The organism is Arthrobacter sp. SO3, from assembly GCF_020532825.1.
In the GTDB taxonomy this organism is placed as follows: Bacteria; Actinomycetota; Actinomycetes; order Actinomycetales; family Micrococcaceae; genus Arthrobacter.
In genome coordinates, this window is sequence record NZ_MQTS01000178.1 from 11,865 (window position 1) to 23,758 (window position 11,894).

The window sequence follows — 11,894 nt, forward strand, 5'->3', positions numbered from 1 at the left end:
CCAGCAGCCCGCCGTCGGGCAGCTCTGCCGTCCGCTCCGCGTAGTACTCGTCGGCGAGCCCGGCGCCGCGGCGGGTCAGTTCGACCACCACCACCGTGTCGTCGTCGTTGGGGGTGAAGAGTTTGACGGGGAAACCCCCGCCGGGTGTGGCCGTCTCCGAGACGGGCAGGCCGGTGGTTTCGAGGGCCTCGATCCGGTCGAGCCGGAAGTTGCGCAGGCCCTGCGCGGAATGGCAGTAGGCCTCGAGGTACCAGGTGTTGTCCAGCGAATAGAGCCGCAGCGGATCGATGCTGCGTTCGGAGACGCTATCGCGGAGGGGCGAGAAGTAGCGCAGCCGCAGCTGCGCGCCGGTCCGGATGGCTTCGCGGGCGGTTTCCAGGGCTGCGGAGTTGCCAGGCCCCACCTCGGGTCCGGACAGTGCCGCCGCCTTCAGCCCTTCCTCCCCCGCTGCCGCCATGAGCTTGAGCGTGACGGACTCCAGCGCGCTGCTCTCGGCAAGTTGAGGCAGGCCGTTGAGCGTTTCCAGGCCGGTCAGCAGGGCACAGGCCTCCTCCACGGTGAAGCGGACGGGCCGTTTCAGGTCGAGGTCCTGGCTGATGGTGACGTGGTCGTCGTCCCACTGGATGTCCAGCAGGTCGTCGGGGTAGCCCTCCGGCAGGCCGGAGCAGATCAGGATCCGCAGGTCCGCTTCCAGTTCGTTGCGGGTGATGCCGAAGTTCGCCGCGACTTCGCTGATGTGGAGGCCCTGGTTGTGGACCAGGAACGGCACGAGCTGCAGCATCCGGGCCAGCTGGTCCTCGGACGTGCGTTTGCGGCCGCGCCGGGCTGCCGGGAAAGCGGCCGCCGGGAAGGAGATCTCCGGGACCGGCGCGGCGGCAAAGTCGGCTGCGCCCGCCAGGCGCCGCCGTACGGACGCCACGAGTTCGGGCGGGGACACCACCAGGACCCGGGGCCCGTAGGAGGCGAGTTCCTCGGCGAGGGTCTCGTCGTCCCGGTACGGCACGCCCAGGCGGTCCCGGCCGGTTTGGGGCGGCGCCGCAGGGCCTTCCGGGATGGCGGCGCCGGGGAGGGCCCGTTGGCGGAGACCGTGCAGCCTGCCCGCCGGGACGTCGACGACGGCGGTGCGGACCGGCAGCTCCGCCAGCCCGGCGAGTTCGGCGCGGACGTTGAAGTCCGCCGGCGGGGTGAAGTGTTCCTTGTCCAGGACGGTCACGGCCGAGGTGAGACGGGAGAGCCGGAAGAAGCGCTTCTCCCCGCGGGTCCGGTCCCGGGCGACGAGGTACCACTGGCCGAAGCGGCTGCCGAGGCCCCACGGCTCCACGAACCGCTCTTCCTCCTTGCCGGTGCTGCCGGCGAGGTAGCGGAAACTGACTGGGTGCTGGGCGTGCATGGCGGCAACCAGGTCCTCGAAGGCCTGGCCGGCGGGGCGGATCCGCGGCTGGACCCCGGCGGGGAGTTCGGCGTCGACGAGGCCGCCGGAGGCCTGCAGCTTCCGGACCGCGTTGACGGCGGCGGAGCCCAGGGCCGCGTGTTCCCAGAGCTGGGCGGCGAGGATGAGCACGGTGCACTCTGCCGGGGTGAGGCTGACGTCCGGAAGCCGGTTGGAGTCCTTGCCGATCCGGTAGCGGGTGGTGGCCGGATCATCCGAACCCCAGCCCTTGTCCCGGACCGTCTCGACCTCGAAACCGAACTGCCGCAGCTCGCCCTTGTCGCGTTCGAACATCCGGCCGAAGGCGACGTCGGTGCTGGTGGTGTCGTGGTAGACCTTCTCGCGCAGCTCACCGCGGCGCAGCCCGTAGGTGGTGTTGAGCAGGGCGATGAGAAGGTTCAGGAGGCGTTCCGTACGTGAGGCTGACACCCCGCAAGGGTACTAAAGTCCCTGCCCGAAACTGACAAAAGCGCGGCAACAGCCGGAAGAAGTTTTCCGATTGTTGCCGCGCTTTGTGGATCCGGACGGCGCCGGGCCTGGACGGCCGGTGCCGGGGCCGGTGGGTGCTAGCGGACGCCGACGAGGTCGACGACGAAGATCAGGGCCTCGTTGGGGCCGATTGCCCCGCCGGCGCCGCGCGAGCCGTAGGCCAGCTCGGAGGGGATTTCCAGCCGGCGTCGGCCGCCGACCTTCATGCCCAGCAGGCCCTGGTCCCAGCCCTGGATGACCTGGCCGACGCCGACGCGGAAGTCGAGCGGCGCGCCGCGGCCCCAGGAGGCGTCAAACTCTTCGCCGGTGGACCAGGCCACGCCGACGTAGTGGGTGGAGACGGTGTCGCCGGCCTTGGCCTCGGCGCCGTCGCCTTCGATCAGGTCGGTGATGACCAGCTCGGTGGGGACGTCGCCCTGGGGGAAGTCAATTTCCGGCTTCTGGCGGTCAAGGTTGCGCTGTCCAAATGACATGGTTGCTCCTTCTGGTGTGGCTTGGGGTTGGTGCGGGTATGGGGTTACTTGACGCCGAGGATGTCGACGACGAAGACGAGGTCGCCCTTGGCGTCACCCTGGCCTGCGTCACCGTAGGCAAGGTCCTTGGGGATGACCAGGAGGACCCGGGAGCCGACAGTCTTGCCGGCCAGGCCCTGGGTCCAGCCCTTGATAACACCCGTCAGCGGGAAGGTCGCCTTCTCGCCGCGGTCGAAGCTGGAGTCGAAGACCTTGCCTTCGGCCAGGGTCGCGCCGACGTAGTTCACGGTGAGGGTGTCGGTTTCCTTCACCGCGGGGCCGGTGCCCTTGATGAGGTCCTGGGACACAAGGGCGGTCGGGGCGGCTACGCCTGCGGTGGTGATCTCCGGGATGCCCTTGTCATTGTCCTTGACGGTCGGCAGTCCGGCCGGCGGGGTGACAGCCTCGCCCTCGGGCTTGTCCAGGACCTTGGGTGCGTCCTTGGCGGAGAGCACCTTGACGACGAGGAGCTGGGTGGGCTGCGCTTCGGTGCCTTCAGCGGCAGCCGCGCCCGGTACGGCCAGGGCCAGCTGGGAGCCGACCTTGGCGCCTACGAAGGCGTTGTAGATGACCGGGCTTTCGGTCTTCAGTTTGTCAGTGAGTTCCAGCTCTTCGGGATCCTTCGGGAAGGTGTCTTCCAGGGTGGATCCGTCCTTGCCGCTGAGGGCAACGATGGAGATCGAAGCGATCTGGTTCGCCTTGACCCGGTCGCCGTCGCCCTCCGTGACCACCTTGACGGTGGGTTCCTTGATCTCGAGGGGCTTGGTGAATTCGACACCGGGGGCCTTCTTGTCGCCGTTCTCCGTCAGCTTGAGGGAGTCCAGCTTGGCGGTCTCGCCGGCGGACTGGCTGGTGGGTTCCGGGGCGGCCGGTTCGCCGCCGCCGCAGGCAGTCAGCAGCAGCAGTCCGGGAAGAAGAATTGCAAGTAGTCGGCGCACTTAAGAACTTTCGTCGGGGCAGGATGGACGCCTCGCCGGGCAGTTGCCAGCAGCAAAGCAAGCGTTGGCCGCGAACGGCAACCCCTCCAGAATAACGCGGAAAGCTGGGTATCAGCCCATAGAGCTCAGCAGGGCATCCACCCGCTCGTCCACACTGCGGAACGGGTCCTTGCACAAAAGGGTCTGGTGGGCCCGGTCATTGAGCTTCAGATGGACCCAGTCCACGGTGTAGTCGCGGCCCAGTTCCTGCGCGCGCCGGACGAAGTCTCCCCGGAGTTTGGCGCGGGTGGTCTGCGGCGGGGCGTCCACCGCGTCCTTGACCGCGGTGTCATCGACCACGCGGCGCACGGCGCCGCGGGACTGGAGCAGGTAGTAGAGCCCGCGGGTGCGCGAGATGTCATGGTAGGTCAGGTCCAGCTGGGCGATCCGAGGCGCGTCGAGGCCCAGGTTGTGCCGTTCGCGGTAGTTGTCCATGAGCTTCTTTTTGATCGCCCAGTCCACTTCGGTGTCGATCCTGCTGGTGTCGCCGCTTTCGATCGCATCGAGCGTGCGTTCCCAGAGGTCCAGGATCAGCGGAACGTGGGCATTGTGGGCGCCCTGCTCGGCGACGAACGCCGTGACCTTGCCCAGGTATTCGCGCTGGATTTCCAGGGCGGTGAGCTGGCGGCCGTTGGCGAGCCGGACGAGAGCGCGGCCGCTGAGGTCGTGCGAGATTTCCCGGATGCTGCGGATCGGGTTCTCCATCCGCATGTCGCGCATGATGACCCCGGCTTCGATCATCCGCAGGATCAGGTCAACGGTTCCGACCTTGAGCAGCGCCGTGGTCTCGGACATGTTGGAGTCGCCCACGATCACGTGCAGCCGGCGGTAGAACTCCGCGTCGGCATGGGGCTCGTCGCGGGTGTTGATGATGGGCCGGGACCTCGTCGTGGCGGAGGAGACGCCCTCCCAGATGTGGTCCGCGCGCTGGGAGAACGCGTACGTGGCCCCGTGCGGGGTCTTCAGGATTTTGCCGGCACCCGCGATGAGCTGCCGGGTCACCAGGAAGGGAATCAGGATCTCGGCAAGCCGGGAGAATTCACCGCGGCGCGGGATGAGGTAGTTCTCATGGCTGCCGTAGGAGTTCCCGGCGGAGTCGGTGTTGTTCTTAAACAGGTAGACGGTGCCGTTGAAGCCCTCCGCCGCGAGCCGTTCCTGCGCCTCGTCGACCAGGTCATCGAGGATCAGCTCCCCGGCCCGGTCGTGCGCGATCAGCTGGGCGAGGTCGTCGCATTCCGCGGTGGCGTACTCCGGGTGGGATCCGACGTCGAGATACAGCCGGGAGCCGTTGGTCAGGAACACATTGGAGGATCTCCCCCAGCTGACCACCTTGCGGAACAGGTAGCGGGCCACCTCTTCGGGGGCCAGCGGGCGGGACTCCGGGCTCGAGTAGGAAATCCCGAACTCGGTCTCGATGCCGAAAATGCGCTTGTCCATCTCAGTTCTCCTCAGCCAGCAGTGCGGTGATGTCTGCGTCTTCGAGCCGGCGGAAGGCGCGTCGGGTGCCGCGGCTGCTTTCCGAGCCGCGGTCCAGCACCGCCACCTCCACGGCCGACGCCGGCAGTGTGGTGGTCTCCTTGTCGGCCACAAGGCCGGCCAGGGCAAGCCTGATGGCGCCGGCGAAGTCGAGGTCGCCCTGCCAGCCCGCGGCGACGGCCTCCGACACCTTGTCCGCCTGGCCGCCCATCACTATGAAGCCGTTTTCGTCGGCGATCGACCCGTCGAAAGTCAGCCGGTACAGGTGGTCCAATTCCGCGGATGGGCCCACCTCGGCCACGGCGAGCTCGACTTCGAAAGGCTTCTGTTCCGCAGTGAAGACCGCCCCCAGGCTTTGCGCGTAAACGCTCGCGAGGCCCCTGGCCGTGACGTCCTCGCGGTCGTAGGAGTAGCCGCGCACATCGGCGTAGCGCACCCCGGCCTGGCGGAGGCTTTCGAATTCGTTGTACTTGCCCACGGCTGCGAATGCGATCTTGTCGTAGATCTCGCCGATTTTGTGCAGCGACGGGGAGGGGTTCTCGGCCACGAGGGCGATCCCGTCGCGGCAGCTGATGACCACCACGGAGCGCCCGCGCGCGATGCCTTTCCGCGCGAAATCCGCGCGGTCCTTCATCAGTTGTTCGGGCGAAACGTAGAACTGCTGGGTCATCTCAGGCCTCCCGCTGGGCGACGGCCCTGGATTCGATGATGGTGCCGGCCATGGCCGCGAGCTCCCGCTCGGGAACCCGGAAAGCCCCGGTCCGGTTGACGATGTAAACCACCGGCCAGAGCTGCCGGACGGGATCCGGGCCGCCGGTGGCGGAGTCGTCGTCGGCGGCGTCGTAAAGTGCCTCGACGGCGACGGCGACGGCCTGCTGTTCCGTGAGGTTGGGCCGCCAGAGCTTTTTGAGCGCGCCGCGGGCGAACATCGAGCCCGACCCGACCGAGTGGTGCTCCTGCTCCTCGTACCGGCCGCCGGTGACGTCGTAGGAGAACAGCCGGCCAACGCCGGCGGGGCGGTCGAAGCCGGCGAACAGCGGCACCACGGCGAGGCCCTGCATCGCCATCGGCAGGTTGCTGCGGATCATGGCGCCGAGCCGGTTGGCTTTGCCGTCGAGGCTGAGGAGGGTCCCTTCGATCTTCTCGTAGTGTTCGAGTTCGACCTGGAAGAGCCGGGTGATGTCGAGCGCGATTCCCGCGGTCCCGGCGATGCCCAGCACCGAGAACTGGTCGGCCGGGAACACCTTCTCGATGTGCCGGCTGGCGATGACGTTGCCCATGGTGGCGCGCCGGTCCCCCGCCATCAGCACGCCGCCGGCGTAGCTCATCGCGACGATCGTGGTGCCGTGCGGCACCTGCAGGGGTGTGGCCGGGTTGCCCGCCGGAAGCTGCTGGCCCTGGCCGAAAGGCAGTTGGCCGAAAGGCAGTTGGCCGAAAGGCAGTTGGCCGAAAGGCAGTAAGTCAGGGCGCTGGCGTTGCAGATGTTCAGTGAAGGAGGACGTGGCGTTGGCTGCTACCTGGTTGGCGGTGGTTTCCTGCACTGGTGCACTCCCTCAACGTAGTGAATCAACGGCTTCCGGCCCTCAGCCCTGTGTCGGCGCAACCCATCGGCCGCCGCGGTCCGGCGGTGCTATTGGCCGCCCTTTTGGACAAATGCGCGGACGAACTCTTCGGCGTTGGACTCCAGCACCCCGTCGATCTCGTCCAGCAGATCGTCGACGCCCTGGGTGGCGGCTGACGCCTGCCCCTCCGCGGGAGCGGGAGGTGCGGCGGGGACGTCTTCGTCGACTTCGGTGTCCCGCGACTGCGGCTGCTGCTGCTCCTGGCCTGCCATTGTTTTCTCCTTCTGTCCGTCCCTTTTTCGCAAGGGACATCCTGTAAGCCATATTGCCACGCCCGGGGCTCCGGCGGGGCCCTTTTCTTCAGGAACCGGGCGGGAGTCCCAGCAGTTCGGCGAGGAACGGCCCCGCATCCCGGTGCCGGGCAAAAAGGCCGCCGGTGAGGGCCTCGGTGCCACGCAGCGGTTCGCGCGTGGGGACGCGCTGAAGCCTGCCGCGGCCGGGCACATCGAAGATCACGGAGTCCCAGCTGGCCCCGACTACGCCGGCCCCGAAACGGCTGACGCAGCGGCCCCGAAAGTAGGCGCGGGTGTCCGACGGCGGTTCGGTGACCGCCCGCTGGATGAGGCCGTCGTCGACGATCCGCTGCATGCGGTTCCGTGCCAGCAGGCGGTAGTAGAGCCCCTTTTCGGGCCGGATGTCAGCCCACTGCAGGTCCACGAGCCCCAGCCGCGCGTGCCCCCACTCCAGCCCGTCGCGTTCCCGGTAGCCGTCCAGCAGGGAGAGTTTCGCGAGCCATTCCACGGAGGACGCGGCGGCCGCCCGGTCGCCGGCCAGCTCGGTCAGCGTCGCCGACCAGCGTTCCAGCACCTCGTGGGTGTGCCCGTCCCCGTCCACGGCGTCGGCGACGCCGGTGTCCTGGGCGTGCTTGGCGGCGGCCTCGTAATAGATCCACTGCAGGTCCAGGGCGGTGATCCGGCGCCCGTCGAGCAGCCGCACGGTGGCCGTGAGCGAGGTGTCGTGGCTGACGGACTGCAGTGCGGCGACCGGCTCGTGGACTTCGATTTTGGGCGCCAGGCCGGCCTCGATCAGGCTCAGGACCATCGCGGTGGTACCGAATTTGAGGAAGTTGGAGGCCTGGCTGAGGTTGGCGTCACCGATAATGACGTGCAGCCGGCGGTACTTGTCCGCGGTCGCGTGGGGCTCGTCGCGGGTGTTGATGATGGGGCGGCGGATCGTGGTTTCGAGGCCGACTTCGGTCTCGAAAAAGTCTGCCCGCTGGCTGATCTGGTAGCCGGGGCGGGAGCCGTCCTGTTTCATGCCGACCCGGCCGGCACCGCAGATGATCTGCCGGGTGATGAAGAACGGGGTCAGGCCGCGGACAATGTCCCCGAACGGCACCGTGCGGGGCATCAGGTAGTTCTCGTGGGAGCCGTAGGAGACGGACTTGTTGTCGGTGTTGTTCTTGTAGAGGTTGACCGGCGGCAGGTCAGGGTCGGCGGCCAGCCGCCGCACCGCCGCAAGCGCCACGAGGTCTCCGGCAGCATCCCAGGTGACGGCGGCGCGCGGGTTGGTCACTTCCGGGCTGGAGTACTCGGGATGGGCATGGTCGACGTAGAGCCGGGCGCCGTTGCCGAGGACCATGTTCATCAGCAGCGTGCCGGACTCGTCCTCGCCGTCGGCCTCCAGCTCCTGCCGCCCGTAGGCGAGGGCGACGGCCTCGGCGTCGAGGACGGGCGGCTGGTCGGTCAGCTGGTCGGGGTCTGCCTGGCTGCGCTCCAGCGTCCAGCCGCGGGCGTCATGCAGCGGTTCCTCGTCGGTGTAGTCCCAGCGGGTCTCGGCGCCGCCGGCGGCGCGCTGCCGTGTCACCTGGGCGTACGCCTGGATCACCCGGGCGGACATCATCGTGGCGTTGGCCCCGGGCGCGGAGGGCGCGTGGATGCCGTATTCGGTCTCCGAGCCCATCACCCGCATGGCTCCGCCCACCGGCAGCCCGCCGGAAAGGCCGGCCGGCCTGCCGGGAACAGCCGACGTCACAGGTACTGGCCCGTGCTCGGCATCGTCTCGATGGACTTGCCGGGCTCCTGCCCCGCCTTGCCCTGGACGATGGTGCGGATGTACGTGATGCGTTCGCCCTTCTTGCCCGAGATCCGTGCCCAGTCGTCCGGATTGGTGGTGTTGGGCATATCTTCGTGCTCGCGGAACTCGTCAACGACTGCCCGCAGCAAGTGGTCGATGCGGATGCCCTTCTGGCCCACGGTGAGCAGGTCCTTGATGGCGTACTTTTTGGCCCGGTCCACGACGTTTTGAACCACGGCGCCGGAGTTGAAGTCCTTGAAGTAGAGCATTTCGGTGTCACCGTTGGCATAGGTGACCTCGAGGTATTCGTTGGACTTGTCGGTGGAGTACATGGCTTCCACGGTGCGCTGGACCATTGCATCCACGGTGGCCTGGACGTCACCGTGGTGCTCGGCGAGATCCGACTCGTGGAACGGCAGGTCGGCGGTGATGTACTTGTTGAAGATGTCCGCCGCGGCCTCGGCGTCGGGGCGGTGGATCTTGACCTTCACGTCCAGGCGGCCGGGCCGCAGGATCGCGGGGTCGATCATGTCTTCGCGGTTGGACGCGCCGATGACGATCACGTTGTCGAGCCGCTCCACGCCGTCGATCTCGCTGAGCAGCTGCGGGACGATGGTTGTTTCCACGTCGGAGGAGATGCCGGTGCCGCGGGTGCGGAACAGCGAGTCCATTTCGTCGAAGAAGACCACCACGGGGCTGCCTTCGGACGCCTTCTCCCGGGCGCGGGCGAAGATCAGCCGGATGTGCCGTTCGGTCTCGCCGACGTACTTGTCCAGCAGCTCCGGTCCCTTGATGTTCAGGAAGTAGCTCTTCATGTCCGTCTTGCCGGTGCGTTCGGCTGCCCGGGCGGCGAGGGAATTCGCGACGGCTTTGGCAATCAGCGTCTTGCCGCAGCCCGGCGGACCGTAGAGCAGGATGCCCTTGGGTGCTTTGAGGCCGTGCTCGCGGTACAGGTCAGGATGCAGGAACGGCAGTTCCACGGCGTCGCGGATCTGCTCGATCTGCGGTCCGAGGCCGCCGATGTCCTGGTAGGTGATGTCCGGCACTTCCTCGAGGACAAGGTTCTCCACCTCGGAGCGCGGGATCTTCTCAAGGGCGTAGCCGGTGCGCGAATCAATGGAAAGGGCGTCGCCGACGCGGAGCTTCTGCGCCAGCAGGGCGCCGGAGAGCCGGATGACGCGTTCCTCGTCCGCCCGGCCGACCACCAGGGCGCGGTCCGTCCCCAGCATTTCCTTCAGCGTGACAAGGTCACCGGCCCGTTCGTAGCCGAGCCCGGCAACCACCATCAGTGCCTCGTTCAGGAGGACTTCCTGGCCGACCGCGAGCTGGTTCATGTTGACCAGCGGGCTGATCCCCACCCGCATTTTGCGGCCGGCGTTGAAGATGTCCACCGATTCCTCGGTGGCGGCGTGGCCGCCGTTGGCGGCGGAGGCATGCCGTTTCGGGTTCAGCTGCAGCACGGTGCCGAAGCTGTACGGCGGCTGGCCTTCCTGGTCGAGGGCATTCTTGAGCCGGAGGATTTCCGCTTTCGCGGTCTCCAACATGCCCACAAGCTTGGAGTTGTTCTGCGTGGCGGCGGCGAGCTGGCGGTCAATATGCCGGAGCTTGTCCCGGAGGATATTGACCTGCCGCTCGGCCACGGAGAGTTCGCTGGCGGCGTAGCGGCCACCATCGGTGGCGTGCGCCTGTCCCGCGGCGGCTGCCGCGTCCTCTGCCGGCGTCTGGCCCGGATCGGTGTTCGGAGTCTCCATCGTGCATCAGCCCCTTCCTACGCTTCTATTAAGACATTAGCCCCAAGAAGCCGGACGCCGCTGAAGACTTCCGAAATGCGGACTACTTTGTAATATCCGGATCGTCCTTGACGTTCGTTCCGGCGATGGCGTCCCGGGCGGCCCGGCGCAGTTTTTTGTCCGAGACGGCGCGCTCTCCCACGGCACCCGGCGTCCACGCGTTGACGTCCTCTTCGTTGAAGTCGGTCTTGGACGGGCGGCGCTTCACGGAGATGCCCGTAACGCCGTCGGCCAGCCGCCGGGTGACCAGGAGGAAGCCGGTGTGCGCGACCATCCGGTGGTCGGGGCGCACCGCCAGGCCCTCAAGGTGCCAGCCGCGGACCATGGATTCCCAGGCATCGGGCTCGGTGAAGCGGCCGTCGGCGCGGATGGCCTCCGCGGTCCGGGACAGTTGCGTCACCGTGGCGACATAGTTAATCCAGACGCCGCCCGGCGCCAGGACGGTGGCGACAGCGTCGAGGCATTCCCACGGCGCGAGCATGTCCAGGACGACGCGGTCCACGGAGCCGGGCTCCTCGCTGCGGACCACTTCCTCCTGGAAATCACCGATGGAGATCTGCCAGGCCGGATGCGGTCCGCCGAAGATCGTCTCGACATTGCCGCGGGCGATGTCGGCGAACTCTTCCCGGCGTTCAAAGGAGTGCAGGTAGCCGTTGTCCCCCACCGCGCGGAGCAGCGAGATCGACAATGCACCGGAGCCCACGCCGGCTTCGACGACCCGTGCGCCGGGGAAGATGTCGGCCATGGTGACGATCTGCCCGGCGTCCTTGGGGTACACGACGGCTGCGCCGCGGGGCATCGAGAGGACAAAGTCCGAGAGCAGGGGGCGGAGCGTCTGGTACTGCTGGCCGACGTTGTTGACCACGACGGAGCCGTCGGGCTTGCCGATGATCTCGTCGTGGTTCAGGAAGCCCCGGTGGGTGTGGAACGCACCGCCGGCTTCGAGGCTGATCGTGTTCATGCGTCCGCGCTCGTCGGTGAGCTGGACGCGCTCCCCTTCACGGAACGGTCCACGGCGGCGTGCGGCGCCGACGGGGGCGGCTGCCGCGCGTGCCGCGCTGCCCGCCGGGGCGGCCGTGTGGATGGCTGCGCTGCCGGCTGTTGCGGCGTCGTCGGGGCTGGTGCTGGCGGCGGTGTCGCTGCTCATGAAGATGTTCCTCGCTTCTGTAAAGCTGGGTGGCCGTGCATGGTGCCGGCGGTCTGGCTGCTGGTGCCCGGGGCCTGGTGGCGGGGCCGGAAATACACGACCGGCAGGTAACTCTACCGGTTTTGGCCGAACATCCGCTTGCCGGCCCCGGCGCCCTTGCCCGTGAGGGCGGCCAGGACAGCGGATTGCCGCAGGAGTCCGGTGACGGCGCCGTCGCGGTCCACGACGGCATACTCCAGTCCGTCGAGCTGGGCCAGGTACTGGATCAGCTCCTGCCCCTTGGACCACTCGGGCACATAGGCGCCCGACCCGAGGGCGTAGGACACGGCCGTGACGGGGGTCAACGCGGCAGCCCCGGCGGGAACCGCCGCGACGGCACCGGCGTCGACCACGGCAGCCGGACGGCCGTCCGGACGGAACAGCACGACGGCGGGAA

General features: G+C 67.9%; 10 protein-coding genes and 1 pseudogene. All 11 read right to left on the minus strand.

Annotated elements, in window-relative coordinates; all coding sequences use genetic code 11:
• A partial coding sequence (locus BJQ90_RS16445) for a helix-turn-helix transcriptional regulator (RefSeq protein WP_226761291.1) occupies positions 1-1,858 on the minus strand: 1,858 nt, incomplete at its 3' end.
• Positions 1,859-1,995: 137 nt separating this feature from the next.
• Complete coding sequence (locus tag BJQ90_RS16450) at positions 1,996-2,391, minus strand: FKBP-type peptidyl-prolyl cis-trans isomerase (protein WP_226761292.1); 396 nt, start codon at positions 2,389-2,391, stop codon at positions 1,996-1,998.
• A 44-nt stretch (positions 2,392-2,435) separates the two neighbouring features.
• Entirely contained in the window at positions 2,436-3,368 is a 933-nt protein-coding gene (locus tag BJQ90_RS16455; RefSeq protein WP_226761293.1) for an FKBP-type peptidyl-prolyl cis-trans isomerase, read from the minus strand.
• A 111-nt stretch (positions 3,369-3,479) separates the two neighbouring features.
• The gene (pafA, locus tag BJQ90_RS16460) at positions 3,480-4,844 is read right to left on the minus strand and encodes a Pup--protein ligase (protein WP_226761294.1); all 1,365 of its coding nucleotides are present in this window, start codon (positions 4,842-4,844) and stop codon (positions 3,480-3,482) included.
• 1 nt (position 4,845) lies between these two features.
• Positions 4,846-5,553: a proteasome subunit alpha gene (gene prcA / locus BJQ90_RS16465; protein ID WP_226761295.1), complete on the minus strand. Its 708-nt coding sequence runs from the start codon at positions 5,551-5,553 to the stop codon at positions 4,846-4,848.
• A 1-nt stretch (position 5,554) separates the two neighbouring features.
• Positions 5,555-6,424, minus strand: coding sequence for a proteasome subunit beta (gene prcB / locus BJQ90_RS16470; RefSeq protein WP_226761296.1), 870 nt, complete (start codon positions 6,422-6,424; stop codon positions 5,555-5,557).
• 89 nt (positions 6,425-6,513) lie between these two features.
• Positions 6,514-6,717: a ubiquitin-like protein Pup gene (locus BJQ90_RS16475; RefSeq protein ID WP_024365265.1), complete on the minus strand. Its 204-nt coding sequence runs from the start codon at positions 6,715-6,717 to the stop codon at positions 6,514-6,516.
• Positions 6,718-6,805: 88 nt separating this feature from the next.
• Positions 6,806-8,416, minus strand: a complete 1,611-nt coding sequence (dop, locus tag BJQ90_RS16480; RefSeq protein WP_226761320.1) for a depupylase/deamidase Dop — start codon at positions 8,414-8,416, stop codon at positions 6,806-6,808.
• Between the two features lie 59 nt (positions 8,417-8,475).
• Positions 8,476-10,272: a proteasome ATPase gene (gene arc / locus BJQ90_RS16485; protein WP_226761297.1), complete on the minus strand. Its 1,797-nt coding sequence runs from the start codon at positions 10,270-10,272 to the stop codon at positions 8,476-8,478.
• Positions 10,273-10,354: 82 nt separating this feature from the next.
• Positions 10,355-11,458 carry a tRNA (adenine-N1)-methyltransferase gene (locus BJQ90_RS16490; protein WP_226761298.1) on the minus strand — a complete coding sequence of 368 codons (1,104 nt, stop codon included), beginning with the start codon at positions 11,456-11,458 and terminating at the stop codon, positions 10,355-10,357.
• Positions 11,459-11,571: 113 nt separating this feature from the next.
• A pseudogene (locus tag BJQ90_RS16495) lies at positions 11,572-11,894 on the minus strand (site-2 protease family protein); the annotation flags it as partial.